The organism is Agarivorans sp. QJM3NY_25 (assembly GCF_050870875.2).
In the GTDB taxonomy this organism is placed as follows: Bacteria; Pseudomonadota; Gammaproteobacteria; order Enterobacterales; family Celerinatantimonadaceae; genus Agarivorans.
Window position 1 is genome coordinate 4,905,554 of sequence record NZ_CP194041.2, and the last position, 22,823, is coordinate 4,928,376.

The window sequence follows — 22,823 nt, forward strand, 5'->3', positions numbered from 1 at the left end:
AAGTTTCGAATCGAAAGATATTATATTTAAGTGAAACTTAAGATCAACCCTTGTCGTAAATATAGACAAGCTTGATTGCGAAAACTGCAACTTTAATCATATAAAAAGCGTAGCTGGGCTGACCGTAAATACCAGTCCAGCGACTCTATTCCCAAGCAAGAATAATGAACCTCGGGCATAGACATCCCCTAACCAAGATTATTTTTCAATCCAAAGATCACAAAAAATTTGCGCACGCCATACAGCAATTTAACAAGCACTAACGTAAATAAGCATTTTTGTGAGCTTGGTAACGCTTTCAGGCAATACTGTGATCGGTGTCACGCAGTTATCGTGGAAAAGAAAAGCTTTTACTGTGAAAATCACCCCAATTAAGCGGCTGATCATCAAGGTCAGATAAACTCTCCCCAACGAATAAGCATCGCGATGAACACAAACAAACCCAAATTACGTTTTTGGCAGATCTGGAACATGAGTTTCGGATTTCTTGGTATTCAATTTGGCTTTGGTTTACAAAATGCCAATGTCAGTCGAATTTTCGAAACGCTTGGTGCAAGCATCGATCAAATACCTATTTTGTGGCTGGCAGCGCCAGTGACTGGTTTATTGGTCCAGCCTATTATTGGCTATATGAGTGACCGCACCTGGAACGGACTAGGTCGCCGCCGTCCGTATTTCTTGGTGGGTGCGATTATGTCGTCCATAGCGCTATTGGTTATGCCCAACTCTCCTCATCTTTGGATTGCAGCGGGCATGTTGTGGATCCTCGATGCGTCAATCAATATTTCAATGGAACCTTTCCGTGCCTTAGTCGCAGATAATCTCCCCTCGGAACAGCGCACCCAGGGTTTTGCAGTACAAACCTTCTTCATTGGTGTCGGTTCAGTAATTGCCTCAGCCATGCCTTACATGCTGTCGAATTGGCTTGGTATCGCCAATACCGCACCAGAAGGTATGATCCCGCCTTCGGTTAAAATTTCATTTTATGCCGGTGCAGCCGTATTCCTTTGTGCAGTATTATGGACGGTGTTTAAAACCAAAGAATATAGCCCACAAGAGATGGAACGCTTTGAACCCTCCCCAGAAGAAGCTGAACCAGAGAATCGTTCAGGATTCGCTACCGTTATCGCCGACCTAAAAAAAATGCCAGCGACCATGCGCCGCCTAGCTATCGTTCAATTTTTCTCATGGTTTGCCTTGTTTGCAATGTGGATCTATACCACCTCGGCAGTCACCAGTAGTATCTACGGCACCAACGATACTGCTTCAAGCTTATATAACGAAGGAGCTGACTGGGTAGGCTTATGTTTTGCGATGTATAACGGTATTAGCGCCCTTGCCGCTTTTGCACTGCCTTGGTTGGCTCATCGAACTAGTCGAAAATTTGTTCATGCCGTTTGCTTATTGATTGGTGGTATTAGTTTAGCTGGCATGCACTTTATCGCCGATCCAAAGATGTTACTGTTAAATATGGTCGGTATTGGTTTCGCCTGGGCCAGCATTCTTTGTATGCCTTATGCCATCTTAGCCGGTTCATTACCAAGCAAAAAAATGGGTTTCTTCATGGGGGTATTTAACTTCTTCATCGTTATCCCACAAATTTTAGCCGCTGGCTTGCTAGGCTATATTACTCGTGAAATATTTGGCGGAGATTCGATGATGGCCTTGGTATTAGGGGGCGCGTCAATGGCTATCGCCGCTGTAATCACTCTCACCATCAATGATCAAGATGACCCCAGCTTAGTCAGCGAACCAGACTCAAACACAGCAACAGCACAGCCAGCCTAAACAGGGTGAGGTTTAATTAAACACCAAAAAGCCGAGCATGCGCTCGGCTTTTTACATGCCGGATGAGCTATTCAGCATCCCATTCAAAATCTGGCAATTCCTCTGGCTCTGCTCGGTATTTAAGCTGCAAACCGTGTAAAAAATTGCGCATCACCTGATCTTTACAAAGACGATAATGTTTGTGATCAGGCTTGCGGAAAAAGGCGCTCAATTCATGTTTACCCAACTGAAACCCAGTTAAGCCTAATACCGCTAACATATCTTCCGCTTTTAAATTTAAAGCTATTTTTAGCTTCATCAATATCTGATTATTATTTAAACGTTTTTCAGGCTCTGGCTGAGCCCCTTCGCGCTTGCCCCGTCGCTCGTTAATAAAACCATTCAGAAACGTTGCCAAGGTTTTGTCGGTGCAATTTTTATAAGCCGGATCATCGTCTTTCTTGAGCCAGTCACTCACTTCGGCGCGACTCACTTCAACATCCGCTTGAGCAAAAATGGCAATCATCTTGTTATCATTCAAGTTAAAACAATAGCGAAGGCGACGAAGAATATCGTTATTAGTCATGTAAACATCCTAAATCAAACAAAAACGGCAAGCCGAGGGCGAAAAATCAGCAGAATTCTACTTCAATGACGTTAAAGTAGATACTCTCTCAAGGCTTATTATTGCGTTTAGTCAACATAGTTCGCCTTGCTCGCAATGGTTTCAGGCAGTTGAATTTGATAACGAGCCAACTGTGAGCGACTAAATAAATAACGTCCTTTGGCAGCCGTAAGTGGACCTAAACTGCGGGGAACTACAGGCTCTCCTTCAAGTATTGTTTTCGCTAAGCCCGCGGCTAAGCGCCCTTGTTCAAAACCATCCACCACCAGACCGCCAATGGCTTTATTTTCACCAACGGCAAAATCCCAAAAACTAAAGGGAGGCACTGGTGAATGAGCCACTGACCAAGTTAACACTTGTTCGGTGGTCACATATTGATTGGCACTATCACGGATCCCCTCAAGCGAGCCAAAAATTACCGCATCAAAGCCCTGTTGTTGCATGCTTTCAACGTTTGCTTGCCAAGCTTGCCAATGATTAAGCAAGCGCAATTCCAGTTCGACACCCGCCACCTGCATGCTTGTTTGATTTGCAAAGAGCTCTTGCTGAATAATTTTTGACGCGTGACTGTCGTCAAACAATAATAATACACGCTTAGCTTTACTGGCTAATAACTGACTAATCATTGCCACCGACGGTTCAAGCAATGGTCGTTCTAATACACCAGTGATATTCACTCGCCGATCAACATGGTAGGTACGAGGGCTATGATTAATTCCCAAATAAACCACTGGTAGTTTTGTTTTGGCAAAACGAGGACCCAGATATTGCAGGGCTTCATCATCACCTAGAATGACAAGTTCAGGCCGCACATCCAAATAATATTGCCAAGCGATTTCACCTCGACCGCGATGCTGTTTTTCGGGTAAATTTTTGGTATTCATTTGAAAATATTCGAGCTGATAATCGGCTGCGAGCAGCGATTTCAAACCCGCGATATACTGGCTGTCCCATAATTCTTGCTGCTGATAGCTTTCAATCACCAAGATTTTTGGTTTTGCTTGAATCGTCCAACAGCAAAATAGCGCCATGATGCAGAATAATCGAGCGTAAAGTTTGTTCACGAGCCAACTTAACTAAATGATGAAGTGCTTACAGTATAACCAATGCCCCTGCAAGCGCCTCAGTGGTATATCACGGAATGAGCGTTAGCTGTTCTCGCCCATGCGGCTGGTCTAAATCCAAATCAGGTCCTTTCGGCACCACCCCTGTTGGGTTAATCATCCGATGACTCTGATAATAGTGTTGCTTAATATGCGCTAAATTGATGGTCTCACGAATACCTTCCATTTGATACAAATCCAGCATGTAAGCATGCAAATGAGGATAGTCGGCTATGCGCCTTAAATTACATTTAAAGTGCCCGACATAGACCGCATCAAAGCGGATCAAGGTGGTAAATAAACGCCAATCCGCCTCGGTTAATTCAGAACCCAACAAATAACGCTGAGCGCTCAAGACCTGCTCTAAAAAGTCTAAACTTGCAAATAAGGGGACCACGGCCTCTTCGTAAGCCGCTTGGCTGGTGGCAAAACCAGCCCGATAAACGCCATTATTCACCGTCTCATAAATCCGTAGATTAAGTGCGTCGATGTCTTCGCGCAATGCTTGCGGATAGTAATCACCGGGTTTAGCGCCGAGTGAATCAAAAGCAGAATTAAACATACGAATAATGTCCGCCGATTCATTAGACACTATGGTTTGCCGCTGTTTGTCCCAGAGCACTGGCACGGTGACTCGCCCCGAGTAATCTGGAGCGGCAGCGGTATAGATTTGATGCATAAATTCAGCATGATGAAGCGGGTCTTTCACCACCCCTTCGCCCTCAGCGAAGGTCCAGCCATTTTCAGCCATGTACCAATGTACCACCGAATAATCGATGAATTCTTCCAGTCCCTTAAGGTTACGAAAAATTAAAGTCCGATTCGCCCAAGGACAAGCCAAAGACACATACAAATGATAACGGCCCACTTCGGCTTTAAAACCCGCCTCTCCTGTCGGGCCTGCGGAACCATCGGCGGTAACCCAATGGCGAAACTGAGCTTCACTGCGCTGAAAGCGTCCTTGATGCTTCGCCGTGTCGTACCACTGATCTTGCCATTCACCGTCAACCAATAAACCCATACCCGTTCCTCGTTGTTCAAGCTTAAAATCGATTATTTTGAAAATCGTCGAAGGCCTGCAGTACTTCTTCACGCGAATTCATCACAAACGGGCCTCCCCAGGCCACAGGCTCGTTCAAGGGCTCGGCACCAACTAACAATAGTCGACAAGCTGAATGACTGCTTAATTGCAACGCCTCACCAAAGTCTAGTACCGCTAACTGGTAAGCATTTAAAGGTTCTGGGTCATCCGCCACCTGAAGTTGCCCTTCAATCACGTAGATAAAAGCTTGTTGAGATTGTACCAAATCCAGCTGCAACTGCCCGCCCGCCACCATGCTAATATCCAAATAAGTCGCCGTTTGGTGCACCACTTGCACAGGGCCTTGAGTACCATCTGCCAACTCACCCGCAATGACCCGAATCAGATTACCTTGTAAATCTCGGCTTTGCGGGATCTGCTCGGCACTAAACTCTTGATAGCTTGGTGCCGACATTTTCTGCGCGGCCGGCAAATTAATCCAAAGCTGAAAGCCCTTTAATAAGCCGTCTTGCTGCTCTGGCATTTCGGAGTGAATAACCCCTCTGCCAGCACTCATCCATTGCACCCCACCAGCTTCAATCACCCCCTCATTACCGACGCTATCTTTATGTCGCATTTTGCCATTAAGAATATAAGAGACGGTTTGAAAACCACGATGCGGGTGTTCGGGAAAACCAGCCAAATAATCATCTGGCTGATCTGACTCAAAACAATCCAACATTAAAAAGGGATCCAGCATGGGTAATTGCTGACTACCAAGAATCCGAGTTAACTTAACACCAGCCCCATCCTGGGTGGCTTGGCCTGTCACTCGCTTAATCACGGTTCGGCGATGTTTCATTTTTAACTCCTAGCACTGAGAATCTTGAGCACAATTGATGTTTGTTTAGCACAAGCAAGCGCTATGCTTTTCGATTATCCAAGGAATAAGCACCAGCACCATGAGCAACTAATAATAGAAAGCCGCCCGCAACCGAAATATTTTTCATAAATAGAATCATCTGCATCTGGTCATCAACATTGCCGTGGAACAACAGCGCCGCCACGACACTAAAGCCTGCCAACAAAAAGGCCACGATACGGGTATTCCAGCCCACAACAATGGCCAAGCCACCGACCAATTCAAGGGCAATCACTAAGGGTAATAAAGCACCCGGCACTCCCATTGCCTCCATATAACCTTGAGTACCAGCATAAGCGCCAATTTTTCCAAAACCAGAAAGGACAAACATTAATGCTAAAAGTAAACGGCCAAGCGGTTGAGCCAATAATTGTATTTGTTTCATCTTCATTTCCTAATTGATGTGATATCGACTGGGTCTCCCCAACTATTAGACTCAGCATAACCATCAATATTGGTTCAATAAATAGTGTGTTTAGCAAATTATTGTTCCTATAATAGCAACAATAGAACGATTCAAAAGTTCAACTCGCGAGGTAAAGATGGGCCAGTTAGAAGACATGCAGATTTTTGTACGGGTGGTAGAAGCCGGTAGCATTACTCGCGCCGCCGAGCAGTTGGGAATGGCTAAGTCTGTGGTTAGTCGACGCCTAAGTGGGTTAGAGCAACGCTTGGGGATCAGCTTAATACAGCGTAGTACGCGCCACTTAAAACTAAATGATCATGGCCAAAGCTATTACCAACGCAGCCTCGCCATTCTGGATGACATTAACCAACTCAATCACCAAACAAGCCAGCAAAATACCGCACTCAGTGGTTCCTTACATGTCGCCGTTCCTTTGTCATTTGGCCTCAGTCATCTCAATTCGGCCTTCGATGCTTTTATGCAGTTACACCCGCAGCTACAGTTAAAGATCAGCCTGACCGATAGCCAACAAGATTTAGTCGCCGAAGGAATCGACCTCGCATTGCGCATCGCCGAGCTAAAAGATTCGAGCCTCAAGGCACGAAAAATCACCCCAATCAACTTCCTTCTGGTTGCTTCAGCGAGCTATTTACAGCGGCATGGCACCCCCCAACACCCTGAAGATCTGAAGCAACATCAAATATTGCATTACAGCAATCTACCCACGACCAACTTTATTTTGTTCGATAGCAAAGGACTGCGTCATCAGGTGAATTATCAACCGCATATCTCCGCGAACAATGGTGACTTCTTAAAAGACATGAGTATTGCTGGTCATGGAATTAGCTTTAGCCCTAGTTTTATCGCCTGGCGTAGTATTGCCACTGGTGACTTAGTACCAGTATTGCCACAATATCGAACACCAAGTTTATACGCCTGGGCTATCTACCCGAATACTCGTTATTTATCACAACGAGCACGCTTACTAATTGATTTTTTATGTCAGCGCTTTGGCAATAACCCCTACTGGGATCAGGCGATTGCTCAGCATTTAAAACAGCCCGCAGAACCACATTCGTGAGTCTCGACAAACTTTGAAGCAAGCTTTACTCATTTAATCACATGACTATCAAAAAGCGCTGTATTCTCAAGAGATTTTATGTTTATCTTGCAGCTTAAAAATTATAATAGGCACGGCGAATCAAGCCAAATTTTGCTGAATTCAGCTTAGCCCGCTCAACCACTATTTCGCAGCATCCATCATTTTTAACTCATCGTTAAGGAAAGTCATATGCCGATCGTTTTTGATTATGTTCTCACTGTTCAAGTCGCGCTGCTGATTTTTGCACTATTTGTGCTGAAATCATCGATTAAATTTGTGCCACAAAATGAAGCCTGGGTCGTCGAGCGCTTCGGTAAATACCAATCCACCAAAGAAGCCGGGCTGAACTTTCTATTACCGATGGTCGATCAGGTTGCAGCGCGTCGAACCCTAAAAGAACAAGCCTTCGATATTCCGAGCCAAGCCGCGATTACCAAAGATAATATTTCACTCACGGTTGACGGCGTATTGTACTTTCGAGTCCTTGAGCCTTACAAAGCCACCTATGGTGTAGAAGACTATGTTTTCGCAATTACCCAGCTCGCACAAACCACCATGCGCTCAGAAATCGGTAAAATTGAATTGGATAAAACCTTTGAGGAACGTGACACCCTCAACGCAGAGATTGTCAATTCAATCAATGAAGCATCCGCCTCTTGGGGCGTCGCAGTCATGCGTTATGAAATTAAAGATATTACGCCACCAGCATCAATTATGGATGCGATGGAATCGCAAATGCGTGCCGAACGTGAACGTCGCGCTAAAATTCTCGAATCGGAAGGTGAAAAAGCCGCCGCGATTAATATTGCCGAAGGTCAAAAACAATCGCGTGTTTTAGCTGCCGAAGCTGAAAAACAAGAACAAGTATTAAAAGCTCAAGGCGAAGCGCAAGCATTAATAGCGGTTGCCGACGCACAAGCACAGGCGATTAATACCATTGGTGCCTCTGCTGCAACCGAACAAGGCCAAAAAGCGGTACAACTAGACTTAGCGACTAAAGCCATTGAAGCGAAATTGGCAATAGCCAAAGAATCAACCGTGGTATTATTACCTGATAGCAGCAGTGAGGCAGGCTCTATAGTCGCCCAGGCAACTAGTATTTTAAATACCCTAAATCGAGGTTAAATCATGACTGAGCTGTTTGCCAATCACATTCCACAAACCATGGTTGCGCTAGGCTTGATCTTGCTGACCATTGAAGTTGGCCTGATCGGCTTTGCCACCTTTATTTTATTTTTTGTTGGTTTGTCGTTGGTGCTGACAGGCTCTTTGATTTGGTTAGATATACTGGCTGATAGCTGGAATAGCATCTTGCTGTCGAATGCGATTGCCAGCAGCGTATTAGCCGGTTTGCTGTGGAAACCGATGCGCAAACTACAAAATCATTCCGATGATAAAACAGTAAGCAGTGACTTTGACGGTCACCGTTTCTTTTGTGAGCAAGCCATCGATAGACGCGGTCAAAGTAGCTATAAACATTCAGGGATTAGCTGGGTGTTAAAAAGCGAACAAGCCATTGCCGCCGATACTGAAGTAGAAGTGATTAAAGTGGAAGTGGGAACTTTTTGGGTCAAGCCAGTTGATTAAATGCTTTCACTGGTGAGAGCGATTGCTCTCACCAGCCCCTTTCAGTATACGCCATCACTTCTCAGTAGAATGCTCTGTTAGCGAACAGGCGCTTGATTCAGCATGCAAAACCCAAACAATTATGCTTAACTTAAGCCTGTTCTCCGCTCACTCTCGTAGGCTAAAATGGATGCTTAAATTGTTCACTAAACCCACTGTTTTATTGCTTATTATTGCTTTGAACGGCTGTAGTAGTATCGCCCCCACCGAAGCGCCCAAGGTTAATTTAGTCTCGGTTGTACCAGTCAGCAGTGATGGTATGGCTCCTAATTTCAAGATTAATCTGCGGGTGGTCAACCCCAACCAACAAGCCCTCAGCCTCGCTGGCGCCGTCTATTCCTTATCCTTGAATGGCCATGAGGTGGTCAACGGTGCCACCAGCGATTTACCCAGTGTTCCCGGCTATGGAGAAGCAAATTTTAGCCTGCCCGCCCAAGCCAACCTGATTGCCAGTTTTCGCTTGCTTAGCTCCTTAATGCAACAGTCGCGTCCGGAGTTAGCATATCAGGTCAAAGTGAAACTAGATCTCGGCAGCTTTTGGCCCGACATTACACTCAATGAGGAGGGCAAACTGAAATTGGAAGATCTCGGCGATACTCTCAACTCAAGCCTATAGCTCGATGTCTCGCAACCGTTAAAAATGATGCTAGCGCTGCGACGCAACACCGAACCGTTGAGTTAAACTTGCCAATTAATCGGCTTTTGCCCCTGCTCACTCAGTAAACGATTGGTTTGGGAGAAATGTTGACAGCCAAAAAATCCTCGGTGCGCCGACAAAGGTGATGGGTGCACCGCCGTTAAGCAATGATGCCGCGAGTTATCGATGGCTCGCCCCTTTTGTTGTGCATGCGCGCCCCACAATAAAAAGACCACACCAGAACAGTGCTGATTAATTTGAGCGATCACCGTATCGGTAAATTGCTCCCAACCATATTTGGCATGAGAATGAGCCTTGCCCTGTTCTACACTCAATACGGTATTTAGCAGCAATACCCCTTGTTCAGCCCAAGCCAGCAGGTCGCCATGCTCGGGGATCTCAAAGCCACTGATATCGGTCGCCAATTCTTTATAGATATTACGCAAAGAAGGCGGGATCTTAATGCCCGGCGGCACACTAAAACTTAAACCGTGGGCTTGGTCTGGCCCGTGATAAGGATCTTGACCCAAAATCACCACCTTTAGTTTAGCCAAGGGCGTCGCTTCAAAGGCGGCAAATAACTGCGTATCGGCAGGATAAATCAGCTTCCCAGCCTGACGCTCATCTTTAATTCGTTTCATCAGAGTCTGAAAGTAAGCTTGTTGCTTCTCAGCCTCCAGTAATCTGTCCCATGTCAACGCTTTGGTCACGGTTTGCTCTCTATTAGTCACACGCCAACATCATAACTGATCGCCCAACAGATCGATATGCTGTGGGCTTCAGCTAATAAGACTCCGGCACAAAACTTTGCTCATGCAACGGCACTCTGACATAACCTTGGCGATCAATCGTCGGTAATTCGATCGCTGGATGCGGTAACTCTTGATAATCAATTTGCGATAACAGATGACGAATACAGTTGAGTCGCGCACGTTTCTTGTCATCCGAATTCACCACCCACCACGGAGAATGTTTGGTATCGGTATGCGCGAACATTTCATCTTTGGCTTGAGAATAGGCCACCCAACGAGAGCGAGACTCAAGATCCATCGGACTAAATTTCCAGCGTTTTAAGGGATTGTTAATTCGCTCGAGAAAACGCTTTTCTTGCTCTTCATCGGAAACCGAAAACCAATACTTCAATACAATAATACCGGAGCGGATCAACATCCGTTCAAATTCAGGACAGGCGCGAAGAAAATCTTGATGTTGCAGCTCATCACAAAAGCCCATCACCTTTTCCACGCCAGCACGGTTATACCAAGAACGATCAAACAGCACCATTTCTCCGGCCGCAGGCAAATGCGCCACATAACGCTGAAAATACCATTGGGTTTTCTCGCGCTCACTCGGCGCAGGCAAGGCGGCAATCCGACAAACGCGAGGATTAAGCTTTTCCGCAATACGTTTAATCACTCCCCCTTTACCAGCCGCATCCCTACCTTCAAAAATCACCACCACTTTCAAGCCAGTTTCCACTATCCAGCGCTGTAGTTTCACCAACTCAACCTGCAATTCGGTTAAACACTGCTCATACTCTCGTTTACTCAATTTATCAGCCATAGACTCGCTCACCTTGTTTGTTCAACTGCATTGAAAATAAAATCAATAAATACAAAGAGTTAAATTAATAGATCGTAAAACTAATAATGCTTCACGCTAAGCATAACGATTTAAGCTTAGTAAATCCGTTCAGCAGAGTGAGCACTTGGTATGAATTTTCACTGACAATACTTTAAAAAAAAACTTAAAATGGTAACCTTAGGCGCCTTTATACACTCGCTAAGAACTCAGCATGGCAATCACAGGCACTCTTTATATCGTATCGGCCCCCAGCGGCGCAGGTAAATCAAGCATGATTAATGCTTATCTTTCGCGCCATCGCGCTTATCCCGCTCAAGTGTCTGTCTCGCATACCACCCGATCGGTCCGTCCCGGTGAGATCGATGGTAATCACTACCATTTTGTAGACCATCATCAGTTTAAACAGCTCATCGATGAACAAGCCTTCTTCGAATACGCCGAAGTATTTGGCAACTTTTATGGAACCTCTCGGCATAGCATTGAGCAAACCCTCGCCGAAGGGATCGATGTATTTTTAGATATCGATTGGCAGGGCGCTCGCCAAGTGAAAATGATGATGCCAGAAGCGGTATCGGTATTTATTCTGCCTCCCAGTCGTGAGGAGCTGGAAAACCGCTTGCACATGCGTGGCCAAGACAGCCCTGAAGTAATTAAAAAACGAATGAATGAAGCCGAAAGCGAAATGTCCCACTACGATGAATACGATTATCTAATCATCAATGGCAATTTTGATGAGGCGCTCAGTGAATTAACCGCCATCATTACGAGCCAAAGGTTACAAACTCGACAGCAAGCAGCAAAACACCAAGCCTTGCTAAATGAACTTTTATCGAAATAAATACCGTAAGTTCTAGCAAATCTTGCTAAGATCGGCTAGGATCTTGCGTCATTTTTAGTCAACATACATCAACGGAGCTGTGCATGGCACGAGTAACAGTAGAAGATGCAGTAGAACAAGTCGGCAACCGCTTTGACCTTGTCCTTATCGCCGCACGTCGCGCGCGTCAGATCGCAGTAGAAGGTAAAGAGCCTCTAGTTGACGCAGATAACGACAAACCCACAGTTATCGCTTTACGTGAAATTGAAGAAGGTTTGATCACCACCGAAACCATGGATGCTCAAGACCGTCAAGAACGTCAAGAACGTGAAGCAGCCGAATTGGCAGCTGTTGCAGCTATCGCCGATAAACGCATCTAGATCTTCCCGCTATAAAATTACCGTGCTGGGTTTACTCCGCACGGTAAAACTCCCATAATTCATTCAATCATATCTATCACTGCGATCCTCTGCTACTGAGGTACTGTTTGTATTTATTCGAAAGCTTGCGCGAAGTCGCTTCTAGTTATTTAAGTGAAGAACACGTGATCCTGTTACGTGATGCTTATTTATTAGGTCGAGATGCCCATGAAGGCCAGTTCCGTTCTAGCGGAGAGCCTTATATTACCCACCCACTAGCGGTGGCGCGGATTTTAGCCGAGGTGAGGATGGACCATCAAACCCTCGCGGCCGCGATATTGCACGACACCATCGAAGATACACCGGTAACTTATGAACAACTCAGTGAACAGTTTGGCAGTGAAATTGCCGACTTGGTGGAGGGCGTAAGTAAGCTCGATAAAATTAAGTTTCGCGACAAAAAAGAAGCCCAAGTCGAAAACTTTCGCAAAATGATGATGGCGATGGTTCAAGATATTCGGGTGATTTTAATCAAGCTCGCCGACCGCACCCATAATATGCGAACCTTGGGTTCGCTGCGCCCAGACAAACGGCGCAGAATTGCCCGGGAAACCCTCGAAATTTACGCGCCCATCGCCAATCGGTTGGGGATCCACAGCATCAAAACTGAACTAGAAGAACTCGGTTTTGAAGCGCTCTATCCAATGCGTTATCGCGTCTTAAAAGAGTGTGTAAAAAATGCCCGTGGCAATCGTAAAGAATTAATCAACGGGATCCATCAAGAGCTACAAGGGCGGATCGAAGATGCAGGGATCGAAGCATCGGTGACTGGCCGCGAAAAAAACCTCTATAGCATCTATAAGAAGATGGTCAGCAAAGAGCTTCAATTCCATGAAGTGATGGACATTTATGCCTTTCGAATCATCGTTGACCAACTTGATACCTGTTATCGCGCCTTAGGTATTAGCCATAGCCTCTACAAACCTCGCCCAGGCCGATTTAAAGACTATGTCGCGATTCCTAAGGCTAATGGCTATCAAAGCCTGCATACCTCGTTGGTTGGCCCTCACGGCGTCCCTGTCGAAGTGCAAATTCGTACCGAGCACATGGACCAAATGGCCGATAAAGGTGTGGCCGCACACTGGACATACAAACAAGCAGGCGAAAGCCCTGGCACCACCGCACAAATTAGAGCCCAGCGTTGGATGCAGAGCTTGTTAGAACTACAGCAAAGTGCTGGCAGCTCCTTCGAATTTATCGAAAATGTGAAAACCGATCTGTTCCCCGATGAAATTTATGTCTTTACCCCAGAAGGGAAAATTATCGAACTACCAGCCGGCGCCACTCCGGTAGACTTCGCCTATGCGGTCCATACCGATGTCGGCCACGCCTGTGTTGGCGCAAGGGTAAACCGTCACCCTTTCCCTCTTAGCAAAGCCTTAAGTAATGGTCAAACCATCGAAGTCATCACCGCTCCGGGCGCTCGACCCAATGCCGCCTGGTTAAACTTTGTGGTGACCGGTAAGGCACGCGGTAAAATTCGCCAATTGTTAAAAAATCAACGCCGCGAAGAATCGGTTAGTTTAGGCCGCCGCCTGTTAAATCATGCGCTAGGCAGTACCAAACTCGCCAACATCGATCCGACACACCTGGAGCAGGTATTACAAGATCTAAAAGCGGAGTCTATCGACGATCTGTTAGCCGAAATCGGCTTAGGCAATGCCATGAGCATTGTGGTCGGTAGACGATTATTGGGCAATACCGAAGAACTTGGCCAACACAAGGGCAAAGGGATTATCGCGATTCAAGGCGCCGAGGGTTTGTTACTCACTTATGCCAACTGCTGTCGACCTATTCCCGGCGATCCGGTCGTGGCACATATAAGCCAAGGCAAAGGCTTAGTGGTGCATCTCGAATCCTGTAAAAATATCAGCGGCTATCAAAAAGAGCCCGATCGCTACATCAATGTCGATTGGTCAAAAGATGCCGAGAATACCAGCGAATACAAAACCGAAATGCGTATCGACATGGTTAATCACCAAGGGATCCTAGCCAGTTTAACCAATGTCGTAGCCTCGACTGGTGCCAATATCGTGAACATTGTCACCGAAGAAAAAGAAGGACGGGTTTATACCGTCGACTTGCTCATTACCACCCATAGCCGTATCCACCTAGCCAACATCATGCGAAAAATCCGAGTCATGCCAGAGGTATTACGGGTGGTTCGCTTAAGAAATTAAATAAACGAGAAACCAATGACACCTGAACGCCATCAGCGCATTCGCGCTATGTTAGACGCCCGCCAAACAGACTTAACCGTTTGTATGGAGAACGTACACAAGCCACATAACTTATCGGCGATTGTGCGTACCTGTGATGCCGTGGGTGTCGACCATGTACATGCCATTTGGGAAAACTATAAAGACGAACTTCGTCGTGGCACCGCCACCGGCAGTCAAAACTGGGTGAAAGTGCATAACCACGACAAGATCGAAGATGCAGTGGCTCAGTTACGCAACAGCGGCATGCAGATTTTAGCCACTAATTTGTCAGATAGTGCGGTAGACTTTCGTGAGATTGACTATACCAAACCTACCGCAATCTTAATGGGCCAGGAAAAATACGGGATCTCTGATACTGCGCTTGCCTTAGCCGATCAAGACATTATTATCCCCATGGTTGGGATGGTGCAGTCACTGAATGTTTCGGTGGCTAGTGCACTGATTCTTTATGAAGCGCAGCGACAACGCCAACTGGCGGGGATGTATCAGGGTCCTTGCTTGGTCAGCCCAGAAGAGCAAAACAGGATTATGTTTGAAGGCGGCCACCCGATTTTTGCCGACGTCTGCAAACGCAAGGGTTTACCCATCCCACAGATAGATGAACATGGCCAAATTGCCGCCGATGATACTTGGTGGGCCAAGGTACAAATGAACAAAGAAGCCTGGGATCATCTGGACGACGAGTCATAAGCTTCGCCAATCAACAGCCATTGACCTTATTGGTCAGTGGCTATGAGTCCATCGGCCGCTATTAACATCGCAACACCAGGCTACACTTATTCAAGTGAGGACTACTCGCTGTCACTCGAATATAGCTTAAATTGATAATCATCATCCCAAGGCAAATGATAACCCCATACCATCGGCTGGCCCACTTGCTTATCCACCCAAACAAACGGGGTAGCTAAGAATCGAGGGATCTCTAATCGGATGCCATTGCTTTCTGCCTGATATAAAGACGCATGAGTTTCACAACGCACCAATAACATCACCACAATGATAATCAATAACCAACGCCAAAAACCTTCCATTGTTTATCCTATTTAGCTTAAGTCCAATTGTTACATCATGATTCGGCGACCACCTGCCAATGCGCTTGCAGAGCCTGTTGGATCTGGCTCACCTGCTTCGCACGCTGCTCAGGGCTGTAGGCTTTGAGCGGCAATTGTCCCCAAATGGCTTGCGGCCACAACGGATCATCATGAAACCTCACCACATGATGCACATGTAGCTGCGGCACCACATTTCCCAAAGCAGCAAGATTTAATTTGTCCCCTTGATAGAGGTCCATTAAGGCTTCACTAACCCGTTTAGATTCTCGCCAAAACTGCGCTTGTTGACAATTATCCAACTGGTAAATATCAGCAATATCATCTTCCATTGGTACTAATACTAGCCATGGAAATTGACTATCATTGATTAATAATACTCGGCATAGTTCAAAATCGCCGAGCCAAATGCCGTCTTTTGCCAATTGCGGATGTAACACAAAATCAGTCATCGTATTTCCTAAGATGTGGGTTTTTAGGCTCACCAATACAAACCTTCAGCGCTTAAACCTTTGCCGATTCTTACGCTCGCCCTCATAGCATCAGAAACCAAGGAATAAACACCAATCAAAAAATGATTATACGGCGAGCTTCAGCACATTGTTACGCTTTTATACTAGAACATAAATCATTCGATACGAGCACCCAAAAACAAAGCCTAAGGGGGCCACAACGCTATTCAAACGACTTAAGCATGGGCACAACAAGCCTCATGATTTAAGTAGAGTTCTTATGTTATTTAATATAAAAATCAATCACTAATATCCAGAATTCAAGTTCAAAACCCAGCTCATCCCAGAAAGTCTTAGGCTTCAACTTTTAAACATCTGCTATTTTTAGTAGGAGGATATAACAATAGGTGGATAACATGCGAACAATACTATTGTGCTGCGCTCTCAGTAGCGTGAGTCTCGCCGAAGAATGGGATCCATGGTTAGATGAATTTAGCCCGTCAACCCTCAGTCGCCAGCAACAAATCGAAGAATTAATCTGGTTTAAACAAGCCGCCAAACCCTATCAGGGAATGACCATTCGTGTTGCAACCGAGCGTATAAGCACACATTGGTATGAAGCAACCGTTATCGCACCATTATTTCAAGATCTCACCGGTATTAGGGTGATCCATGAAGTCATTAATGAAAATGACGTGGTCAAAAAATTACATAATCAAATCGATTTAGGCATCAACCATTACGACATTTATGTGAGTGACAGCGATCTCATTGGTGGCCATTACCGCTCCAATAAAATACTCAATTTAAGTCATTTTATGCAGGAAGAAGGCAAAGCCGTTACCCTGCCAAATTTAGACTTAAGCGACTTTATGGGACTTGCCTTCACCACCGATCCATATGGCAACTTATTACAGTTGCCGGATCAACAATTTGCAAACCTCTATTGGTATCGACAAGACTGGTTTGAGCGCCCAGAACTGCAACAACGATTTGCTCAACTATATGGCTATCCACTGGCAGTACCTCAGAACTGGTCAGCTTATGAAGACATCGCTGAGTTTTTCACCATTCACGTCAAAGAGCTTGACGGACAAAAAGTATATGGTCATATGGACTTTGGTAAAAACGACCCTTCATTGGGTTGGCGGATCTCCGATAGTTGGTTATCGATGGCAGGGGTGGGGGATGTTGGTCTACCAAACGGTCTACCAGTCGATGAATGGGGGATCCGTAACCAAGATTGCCACCCTGTAGGCGCAACTGTAAAACGAGGCGGGGCTCTCGACTCACCCGCGGCCATTTACGCGATAGAAAAATATGCCGATTGGCTGAAACGTTTCGCCCCCCCTGAGGCTATCAATTTAGATTTATATCAAGCCCAAGCCGAACTAAAAAAGGGACACATTGCCCAACAGATATTTTGGTATACCGCCTTTATCCCCGATTTAAGCCATCCCAACCTACCATTGACTGACTCCCAAGGATTACCGCTTTGGCGGGTTGCACCTGCACCACGCGGCGCTTACTGGCAACAGGGAATGAAATCGGGTTATCAAGACGTGGGCGGTTGGACCTTATTAAAATCAACAAGCTTAAAAAAACAGCAAGCGGCTTGGCTGTATGCTCAATTTAATGTTGCTAAAAGCGTCTCTCTGAAAAAAACCATGGTCGGCCTCACGCCGATCCGACTCAGTGATGTCAACTCAGACAATTTCAGCGCACGCTCTGCAGAATTGGGAGGCTTAGTCGAGTTTTACCAAAGTGAGGCTCGTAACGAATGGACTCCCACGGGCTTTAATGTCCCCCACTACCCAAGCTTATCGGAGCTTTGGTGGCAATACATTGGTCGAGTGAATCAACCGGGAGCCAACATTCCACTCATCATGAATGAACTCGCCGAACACATGGATAGGGGTTTAGCAAAACTCAATCAACACAGCCAAACTCAATGCAACCCTCAACTCAATCCCATCGAAGATAAACAGTATTGGTTAAATCAACCCGGTTCACCTAAACCGCCCCTGAGCAATGAAAAACCGCAAGGTAAAACAATCAACTACTCAGACTTGTTACAATCATGGAAAAAGTAATCATCGCACTTTATTTGGGGCTGATGGCACTGACCGCAAATGCCAGCCCCTTGATTTTTTATACTCATGTCAACCCACCCTATGTAATTCAAGAGCAACAACAACTCTCGGGGCTTAATATTGATATATTTCAATTACTCAAACAAAAAAGTGGACTCGATCTCCAACTCAGGGTTTTGTCTCCTAAACGAGCCTACAAGCTCACTCTCTACTCCCCCAATAGCTGCGTATTTACGATTGAACGAACTGAATCAAGAGAAAGCTTATTTACTTGGATAAGTCCACTATTCGCCAATCGTTTCGCCCTGTATCAACGACATAAGAATGCCAAAAACTTACGTAGTTTGGCTGATTTTAATGGTATAAAAATAGGCAGCTACCTCGGTAGTAGCGTGAGCGAGTACTTAAGTAGTTTTAATTTGAAACTAGACTTAACAACAACCAACCTAAACAGCGCCGAAAAACTCCACCGAGAACGAATCGATGCCTGGGCCAGTGATACATTATTAACCGCCTATATACTGGAAAATAATAATTTAGATATTAACCCGCAAGGATTTGAGTTTTATAGCTCATTAGAAGCCATCGCCTGTAATAAACAAAGTAATCCAGCTATATTGCAGCGCCTACAAGAGCAGTTAAACCAACTACAACGCTCCGGAGAGATAAACAAACTGATACAGCACTATCAACGACTATATGGGATAAACACAGATTGATAGAGCCATTGGGCGCAGTTAGCGGTGATTTAGGCCCGCCAACATGAATAAATAATGAGTTAGATTGGTACTAAAAGCGCGAAATTAGCACCGATAATACATATCAATATCTAGCCAATGAAGACAAACAAAAAAACAGCCTAAAGAGACTGTTTTCTTATAAGGAATTGTGAAGGATTAGACTTTTAAGTTAACCAAGTAAGTCACTAATTGATTGAGCTCTTCAAGAGATTTAACCGATCCAGTGTTCACTTGATATTTACCATTAATCACTAAAGCGGGTACCCCACGAATTTTATAGTTAATGGTATTTTTATCCATCTGCGACACCATGCCATTGACCACAAAACTGTTGGCAGCACTGTCAAATTTCTTGGCATCCACACCATTAGCAACAAAAATATCGCGAATATCATCACGACTAGAAAAACGCTGGCGCTTAACATGGATTGCATCAAAAATAGCGCTGCTTACTTGCGAATCCACATTTAGCATTTCTGCCACAGCATAGGCACGAACCATTTCTTCGCCCATGACTTTACCACCGAGAAAACTCACATGGTTCTTCTTAAATGCAACTCCAGCAGGCAAAGAGGATTGAATGCTTTTCGCTACCGGTTCAAACTTATAACAATGGGGACAGTAGTAAGAGAAAAACTCCATAACTTCGGGCTTTGCGGTGGCGGTTTGCTTGATCACTTCATAATGTGTGCCTTGCTTAAAGTCTGTCGCCAATGCCATCGGTATAACCAACAGCGCCATGAGAGCAATCAGTATTTTTTTCATCAATCTAAAATTCCTTCAATGTACCCATAAAAAACCGAGCATAAAGATAAGCAAGTACTCGGTCAATCGCTTTACCATGACTTTATCACCCCCTCCGCGAGAGCGAAGGGATGATAATAAGAGTCATTAGCTTCCATTTATATATAAAATAAAAATAAAAACAAATACTTAAGTTTATCTAGGTAAGCATTAACGCCTACAACCTACAACAAGATGAATAGCAGCGCTCAACAATCCCGCGCGACTTAAGTGTACCAGTGTCCGTTTTCAAACATCACTTCAGCCTCTGCAGGCTGATGAATTAAGCTTGCATAACAGTGCTCAATTTCACTGCGCCTAATTTTTAATGTGGGCGTGAGCAAGGCATTATCAACATTCCAATCCTGCTCTACCACTATCAAATGAGACAGCTTGGCATGGCTTTCCAGATGCTGATTTACCTGAGTTAGTGTACGGCCTAAGCTGGTTTCGATTTGCTGCTGCGAATGCTGCTTCAGCTCAGCAGCTAACACAACTAAGGCGCAGGGCTGAGTCAATGCACTACCAACCACACACACCTGTTCTATCATCGAATTTTCCGCAAGGCGCTGTTCAATAGGAACTGGCGCAACATACTTTCCTTTCGCCGTTTTAAAACTTTCTTTAAGCCGGCCTATAATTTTTAGATAACCGTCGCTATCGATGGTTCCCTTATCACCAGTGTGCAGCCAACCATCGACCAACGCCTCGGCACTCAACTCTGGGTGTTTATAATAGCCTCGCATCATCGCTTTGCCTTTCACCAGAATTTCACCTTGATTGGACAGCTTCAATTCTACCCCAGGGCCAACTTTACCGATGGTTCCTATCTTATCGGCTCTAAAAGGCACATTTAAACTGCCATAGGCTAAGTTTTCGGTCATCCCCCACGCTTCTGAGATGTTAAGACCGAGCGTTTGATACCAGTGTAATAAGGCGGGGGCAATCGGTGCGCTGCCACAACCTAAAATACGCGCCTTATTCAACCCCAAAGCCTTTCTTATTTTTAATTTGATCAAACTCGACAACAGCGGAACCGTCAGTAACAACTTAAGCTTCTTAGGGGGGATTTTTTCAAATACGCCTTGCTGAAAACGAGCCCATAGCCGCGGTACCGAAATAAATAAGGTTGGTTGAACACTGCGTAAATTGTCGGCAAAAGCGGCTAACGATTCAACAAAAGATACCGTAGGTTGACCGCTAAAAATACTCGTGCCTTGTATATAAACACGCTCAGTAATGTGGGCTAAGGGGAGGTAGGAAATCATCCGGTCATCACGATTGGCCTCTAATACCACAATCAGACGCTCGCAGGCATAGCGATAAGCAGCAAAACTAATTTCAGCACCTTTCGGCTCACCAGTACTACCAGAGGTATAAATAATGGTCATAATGTCTTGCGCCGACCAAAGATGATGTTTGTCGATGGCCGACAAACGGTCTAACCAGTCTTGCCATTGAATATCGCAAGCCATAGTGTGGTAAGGCATTGCCACCGTAGTTAAACCATTAGGAATTGCGGCCGCTTGCTTATCCCAATCATCTAACTTACCAACAAACAATAACTTTGCTTCACTATGCTGCAACACAAAGCGGATGGTATCGACACTGGCGGTGGCATAAATAGGCACACTAATACAACCGGCCATGATAATAGCCAAATCAGCGATAAACCATTCTGCGCTATTTTTGGCCAAAATCGCCACTTTGTCACCCGGCGCTAAATTTTGTTGTCGCAGCCCTTGAGCAATTTGCCCAGCTTCACGAGCCACCATTGCCCAAGTTTTTTCATGAAATACACCATCAATCGGCTGGCGTAAATAGACCTGTTGTGGTTGTATGCGTTGCCAATGCATCAAAGCGTCCACTGGTGTCACAAACTTTTTCATAACAAACCCCTTACAAAAAACCAACCTTTACAGTTAATCCTATATCGATAACTACAGGATGCCAGCTAAATCAAAATATTAGCCTAGGGAATGTGACAAACACTCGGTTTAAAGCCAAGTTTTAAAGGGCGTTTTCGCTAACATACTATTGTAATATTGCCGCTGTCCGGTGACTTCTTCTGCTAACCAATCGGGCTTTTCAAAATGCTCTTGTTCGCTGTTTAATTCAACTTCTGCTACGATCAGCCCCTGATTATTTCCAGTAAAAACATCTACTTCATAGGTATGTTGACCCACTGGTACCAAATAACGCAACTTATCGATAGCCCCCTGCTCACACAAATTTAATAATTGCTCGGCGTCGGCCAAAGCCAAAGGCTGTTCCCATTCGAAACGACTCAAACCAGCGGCATTACTCACGCCTTTAATCGTTAAGTAGCCCTGCTCTCCCTGGATCCGCACCCGAACCGTACGCTGCTTATCGCTGTTGAGATAGGCCTGCACTATCCGCAAAGAGGCTGTCGCTTGGGCAACAAAATCCATATTTTTCACTAAAAACTTACGCTCAATTTCGAGGCTCATATTAATACCCTGGCGTTAATGACAATGGCGGCTGCTGCAAGGCAGATAATTGCTCTTTAAGCGCCAGAATCTGATCTTCCCAATAACGCTGTGAATTAAACCAAGGAAAGGCACGTTGAAAAGCAGGATCTTCCCAGCGACGTGCCAACCACCCCATATAATGGATCATCCGCATCGCCCGCAGTGGCTCAATCAGCGCCAACTCTCGCTTATCAAATTCACAAAATGATTCATAACCTTCAAGAAAAACCTCTAATTGCAAACGACGCTCGTTATCATCGCCCGCCAACATCATCCAAATATCTTGCACAGCTGGACCATTACGCGCGTCATCCAAATCCACCAGCATCGGCCCATCACGCCACAAAATATTACTGGGGTGACAATCGCCATGTAAGCGAATAATTTTATTGGGCTTGTAGGCCACTTTCGCCGCATCCGCAACTTGTTCGGCAATAGTAAAAAAGGGTAAGGCGAGGCCCTTAGGTAACCAATCCTTAAGCAAGGCAATAGGTTGCTCTAACATCTCTTCGGTATTGATCGATAAACGATGTTCAAATAACTGACGCCCCACACGTTGGTGCATCCGTCCCAAATATTGACCAACCCGTTCCAGTTGATCAAGATTATCCACTTCAAAGCCTCGCCCACCCACACTAAGAAAAAGGGCAAACCACCAACCTTGATACGCAAACAAGCTTTGACCATCGCGAACAATCGGAGCAACAACAGGAATGTCAGACGCAGCCATCGCTAAACTAAATAGATGCTCTTCGATAATCTGTGCTTCGCTCCAACGCTCAGGACGATAAAATTTAACCACATAACGCAAGTCATCTTCAGCCATAAACTGATAGACCCGGTTTTCATAGGAATTTAAGGCAAGTAAACCACTACTGGGGTAGATCCCCTGTGATTCAATGGCATCTAAAATTAGATCGGGATGCAATTCGGCAAATAGGAAGGCGCTCATAGAATGACTTC

At 45.3% G+C, this 22,823-nt stretch carries 24 protein-coding genes; 11 read left to right on the top strand and 13 right to left on the bottom strand.

All coding sequences use genetic code 11. The annotated features are described in order from the left end of the window. Positions 1 to 426 precede the first annotated feature (426 nt). Entirely contained in the window at positions 427 to 1,788 is a 1,362-nt protein-coding gene (locus ACRRSW_RS22485; protein ID WP_432455329.1) for an MFS transporter, read from the top strand. Positions 1,789 to 1,855: 67 nt separating this feature from the next. On the opposite strand, the gene ACRRSW_RS22490 is transcribed toward ACRRSW_RS22485, so the two are convergent. The 5 genes from ACRRSW_RS22490 to ACRRSW_RS22510 all read right to left on the bottom strand — a co-directional run bounded on the left by ACRRSW_RS22490 (position 1,856) and on the right by ACRRSW_RS22510 (position 5,823). Beyond that, entirely contained in the window at positions 1,856 to 2,353 is a 498-nt protein-coding gene (locus tag ACRRSW_RS22490) for a DUF1456 family protein (protein WP_432460516.1), read from the bottom strand. Between the two features lie 107 nt (positions 2,354 to 2,460). Beyond that, positions 2,461 to 3,456, bottom strand: coding sequence for an ABC transporter substrate-binding protein (locus ACRRSW_RS22495; RefSeq protein WP_432460517.1), 996 nt, complete (start codon positions 3,454 to 3,456; stop codon positions 2,461 to 2,463). A gap of 70 nt (positions 3,457 to 3,526) precedes the next feature. Then, positions 3,527 to 4,516 carry a glutathione S-transferase family protein gene (locus ACRRSW_RS22500; RefSeq protein ID WP_432460518.1) on the bottom strand — a complete coding sequence of 330 codons (990 nt, stop codon included), beginning with the start codon at positions 4,514 to 4,516 and terminating at the stop codon, positions 3,527 to 3,529. Positions 4,517 to 4,538: 22 nt separating this feature from the next. Next, positions 4,539 to 5,378, bottom strand: coding sequence for a pirin family protein (locus ACRRSW_RS22505; RefSeq protein WP_432460519.1), 840 nt, complete (start codon positions 5,376 to 5,378; stop codon positions 4,539 to 4,541). Positions 5,379 to 5,439: 61 nt separating this feature from the next. Continuing rightward, positions 5,440 to 5,823 carry a DoxX family protein gene (locus ACRRSW_RS22510; protein WP_432455324.1) on the bottom strand — a complete coding sequence of 128 codons (384 nt, stop codon included), beginning with the start codon at positions 5,821 to 5,823 and terminating at the stop codon, positions 5,440 to 5,442. Between the two features lie 157 nt (positions 5,824 to 5,980). Between ACRRSW_RS22510 and ACRRSW_RS22515 the strand changes: the two genes are divergently transcribed. The 4 genes from ACRRSW_RS22515 to ACRRSW_RS22530 all read left to right on the top strand — a co-directional run bounded on the left by ACRRSW_RS22515 (position 5,981) and on the right by ACRRSW_RS22530 (position 9,188). Continuing rightward, the gene (locus ACRRSW_RS22515) at positions 5,981 to 6,925 is read left to right on the top strand and encodes a LysR family transcriptional regulator (RefSeq protein ID WP_432460520.1); all 945 of its coding nucleotides are present in this window, start codon (positions 5,981 to 5,983) and stop codon (positions 6,923 to 6,925) included. 210 nt (positions 6,926 to 7,135) lie between these two features. Further along, positions 7,136 to 8,071: an SPFH domain-containing protein gene (locus ACRRSW_RS22520; RefSeq protein ID WP_432460521.1), complete on the top strand. Its 936-nt coding sequence runs from the start codon at positions 7,136 to 7,138 to the stop codon at positions 8,069 to 8,071. A 3-nt stretch (positions 8,072 to 8,074) separates the two neighbouring features. Beyond that, positions 8,075 to 8,533 carry an NfeD family protein gene (locus ACRRSW_RS22525; RefSeq protein WP_432460522.1) on the top strand — a complete coding sequence of 153 codons (459 nt, stop codon included), beginning with the start codon at positions 8,075 to 8,077 and terminating at the stop codon, positions 8,531 to 8,533. 169 nt (positions 8,534 to 8,702) lie between these two features. Beyond that, complete coding sequence (locus ACRRSW_RS22530) at positions 8,703 to 9,188, top strand: LEA type 2 family protein (RefSeq protein WP_432460523.1); 486 nt, start codon at positions 8,703 to 8,705, stop codon at positions 9,186 to 9,188. A 62-nt stretch (positions 9,189 to 9,250) separates the two neighbouring features. Here the strand turns inward: ACRRSW_RS22530 and ung are convergent, their stop codons facing one another. Together ung and ppk2 are read right to left on the bottom strand one after the other, a co-directional pair. Continuing rightward, the gene (ung, locus tag ACRRSW_RS22535) at positions 9,251 to 9,919 is read right to left on the bottom strand and encodes a uracil-DNA glycosylase (RefSeq protein WP_432455319.1); all 669 of its coding nucleotides are present in this window, start codon (positions 9,917 to 9,919) and stop codon (positions 9,251 to 9,253) included. A 73-nt stretch (positions 9,920 to 9,992) separates the two neighbouring features. Then, a complete protein-coding gene (gene ppk2, locus ACRRSW_RS22540) occupies positions 9,993 to 10,772 on the bottom strand; it encodes a polyphosphate kinase 2 (protein ID WP_432455318.1) in 780 nt (259 codons plus the stop codon). A gap of 232 nt (positions 10,773 to 11,004) precedes the next feature. Here ppk2 and gmk point away from each other — a divergent pair, with 232 nt between their 5' ends. From gmk to trmH, 4 genes are all read left to right on the top strand, one after another. Continuing rightward, positions 11,005 to 11,631 (top strand): guanylate kinase, encoded by a 627-nt coding sequence (gmk, locus tag ACRRSW_RS22545; RefSeq protein WP_432455317.1) that lies wholly within the window; start codon positions 11,005 to 11,007, stop codon positions 11,629 to 11,631. An 83-nt stretch (positions 11,632 to 11,714) separates the two neighbouring features. Continuing rightward, the gene (gene rpoZ / locus ACRRSW_RS22550) at positions 11,715 to 11,990 is read left to right on the top strand and encodes a DNA-directed RNA polymerase subunit omega (protein ID WP_432455316.1); all 276 of its coding nucleotides are present in this window, start codon (positions 11,715 to 11,717) and stop codon (positions 11,988 to 11,990) included. A 107-nt stretch (positions 11,991 to 12,097) separates the two neighbouring features. Continuing rightward, a complete protein-coding gene (gene spoT / locus ACRRSW_RS22555; RefSeq protein WP_432460524.1) occupies positions 12,098 to 14,209 on the top strand; it encodes a bifunctional GTP diphosphokinase/guanosine-3',5'-bis pyrophosphate 3'-pyrophosphohydrolase in 2,112 nt (703 codons plus the stop codon). Between the two features lie 15 nt (positions 14,210 to 14,224). Further along, positions 14,225 to 14,941, top strand: coding sequence for a tRNA (guanosine(18)-2'-O)-methyltransferase TrmH (gene trmH / locus ACRRSW_RS22560; protein WP_432455314.1), 717 nt, complete (start codon positions 14,225 to 14,227; stop codon positions 14,939 to 14,941). 101 nt (positions 14,942 to 15,042) lie between these two features. Here trmH and ACRRSW_RS22565 read toward each other — a convergent pair whose 3' ends face one another. After that, the gene (locus tag ACRRSW_RS22565) at positions 15,043 to 15,282 is read right to left on the bottom strand and encodes a hypothetical protein (RefSeq protein ID WP_432455313.1); all 240 of its coding nucleotides are present in this window, start codon (positions 15,280 to 15,282) and stop codon (positions 15,043 to 15,045) included. Positions 15,283 to 15,317: 35 nt separating this feature from the next. Further along, positions 15,318 to 15,752: an HIT domain-containing protein gene (locus ACRRSW_RS22570; protein WP_432460525.1), complete on the bottom strand. Its 435-nt coding sequence runs from the start codon at positions 15,750 to 15,752 to the stop codon at positions 15,318 to 15,320. A 416-nt stretch (positions 15,753 to 16,168) separates the two neighbouring features. Here ACRRSW_RS22570 and ACRRSW_RS22575 point away from each other — a divergent pair, with 416 nt between their 5' ends. Further along, positions 16,169 to 17,845, top strand: coding sequence for an ABC transporter substrate-binding protein (locus tag ACRRSW_RS22575; protein ID WP_432460526.1), 1,677 nt, complete (start codon positions 16,169 to 16,171; stop codon positions 17,843 to 17,845). After that, positions 17,833 to 18,564 (top strand): substrate-binding periplasmic protein, encoded by a 732-nt coding sequence (locus ACRRSW_RS22580; protein ID WP_432460527.1) that lies wholly within the window; start codon positions 17,833 to 17,835, stop codon positions 18,562 to 18,564. The genes ACRRSW_RS22575 and ACRRSW_RS22580 overlap by 13 nt, the downstream gene beginning before the upstream one ends. A 177-nt stretch (positions 18,565 to 18,741) precedes the next feature. Here the strand turns inward: ACRRSW_RS22580 and ACRRSW_RS22585 are convergent, their stop codons facing one another. From ACRRSW_RS22585 to ACRRSW_RS22600, 4 genes are all read right to left on the bottom strand, one after another. Then, complete coding sequence (locus ACRRSW_RS22585) at positions 18,742 to 19,350, bottom strand: thiol:disulfide interchange protein DsbA/DsbL (protein ID WP_432455309.1); 609 nt, start codon at positions 19,348 to 19,350, stop codon at positions 18,742 to 18,744. A 245-nt stretch (positions 19,351 to 19,595) separates the two neighbouring features. Further along, positions 19,596 to 21,257, bottom strand: a complete 1,662-nt coding sequence (locus ACRRSW_RS22590) for an AMP-binding protein (RefSeq protein WP_432460528.1) — start codon at positions 21,255 to 21,257, stop codon at positions 19,596 to 19,598. 108 nt (positions 21,258 to 21,365) lie between these two features. Then, positions 21,366 to 21,839 (bottom strand): CYTH domain-containing protein, encoded by a 474-nt coding sequence (locus ACRRSW_RS22595; protein ID WP_432460529.1) that lies wholly within the window; start codon positions 21,837 to 21,839, stop codon positions 21,366 to 21,368. A 1-nt stretch (position 21,840) separates the two neighbouring features. Next, positions 21,841 to 22,812, bottom strand: coding sequence for a serine/threonine protein kinase (locus ACRRSW_RS22600; protein WP_432460530.1), 972 nt, complete (start codon positions 22,810 to 22,812; stop codon positions 21,841 to 21,843). Positions 22,813 to 22,823 lie beyond the last annotated feature (11 nt).

Excerpts from the sequence above, each read along its gene's own strand:
- ACRRSW_RS22565 (WP_432455313.1), bottom strand. The coding sequence starts at position 15,282 with ATGGAAGGTTTTTGGCGTTGGTTATTGATTATCATTGTGGTGATGTTA.
- ACRRSW_RS22505 (WP_432460519.1), bottom strand. The coding sequence starts at position 5,378 with ATGAAACATCGCCGAACCGTGATTAAGCGAGTGACAGGCCAAGCCACC.
- ACRRSW_RS22530 (WP_432460523.1), top strand. The coding sequence starts at position 8,703 with ATGCTTAAATTGTTCACTAAACCCACTGTTTTATTGCTTATTATTGCT.
- ACRRSW_RS22590 (WP_432460528.1), bottom strand. The coding sequence starts at position 21,257 with ATGAAAAAGTTTGTGACACCAGTGGACGCTTTGATGCATTGGCAACGC.
- gmk (WP_432455317.1), top strand. The coding sequence starts at position 11,005 with ATGGCAATCACAGGCACTCTTTATATCGTATCGGCCCCCAGCGGCGCA.
- ACRRSW_RS22510 (WP_432455324.1), bottom strand. The coding sequence starts at position 5,823 with ATGAAACAAATACAATTATTGGCTCAACCGCTTGGCCGTTTACTTTTA.
- ACRRSW_RS22500 (WP_432460518.1), bottom strand. The coding sequence starts at position 4,516 with ATGGGTTTATTGGTTGACGGTGAATGGCAAGATCAGTGGTACGACACG.
- ACRRSW_RS22580 (WP_432460527.1), top strand. The coding sequence starts at position 17,833 with ATGGAAAAAGTAATCATCGCACTTTATTTGGGGCTGATGGCACTGACC.
- ACRRSW_RS22490 (WP_432460516.1), bottom strand. The coding sequence starts at position 2,353 with ATGACTAATAACGATATTCTTCGTCGCCTTCGCTATTGTTTTAACTTG.
- ACRRSW_RS22570 (WP_432460525.1), bottom strand. The coding sequence starts at position 15,752 with ATGACTGATTTTGTGTTACATCCGCAATTGGCAAAAGACGGCATTTGG.
- ACRRSW_RS22600 (WP_432460530.1), bottom strand. The coding sequence starts at position 22,812 with ATGAGCGCCTTCCTATTTGCCGAATTGCATCCCGATCTAATTTTAGAT.
- ACRRSW_RS22485 (WP_432455329.1), top strand. The coding sequence starts at position 427 with ATGAACACAAACAAACCCAAATTACGTTTTTGGCAGATCTGGAACATG.
- trmH (WP_432455314.1), top strand. The coding sequence starts at position 14,225 with ATGACACCTGAACGCCATCAGCGCATTCGCGCTATGTTAGACGCCCGC.
- ACRRSW_RS22515 (WP_432460520.1), top strand. The coding sequence starts at position 5,981 with ATGGGCCAGTTAGAAGACATGCAGATTTTTGTACGGGTGGTAGAAGCC.
- ACRRSW_RS22585 (WP_432455309.1), bottom strand. The coding sequence starts at position 19,350 with ATGAAAAAAATACTGATTGCTCTCATGGCGCTGTTGGTTATACCGATG.
- ppk2 (WP_432455318.1), bottom strand. The coding sequence starts at position 10,772 with ATGGCTGATAAATTGAGTAAACGAGAGTATGAGCAGTGTTTAACCGAA.
- ACRRSW_RS22595 (WP_432460529.1), bottom strand. The coding sequence starts at position 21,839 with ATGAGCCTCGAAATTGAGCGTAAGTTTTTAGTGAAAAATATGGATTTT.
- rpoZ (WP_432455316.1), top strand. The coding sequence starts at position 11,715 with ATGGCACGAGTAACAGTAGAAGATGCAGTAGAACAAGTCGGCAACCGC.
- ACRRSW_RS22575 (WP_432460526.1), top strand. The coding sequence starts at position 16,169 with ATGCGAACAATACTATTGTGCTGCGCTCTCAGTAGCGTGAGTCTCGCC.
- ACRRSW_RS22525 (WP_432460522.1), top strand. The coding sequence starts at position 8,075 with ATGACTGAGCTGTTTGCCAATCACATTCCACAAACCATGGTTGCGCTA.
- ACRRSW_RS22520 (WP_432460521.1), top strand. The coding sequence starts at position 7,136 with ATGCCGATCGTTTTTGATTATGTTCTCACTGTTCAAGTCGCGCTGCTG.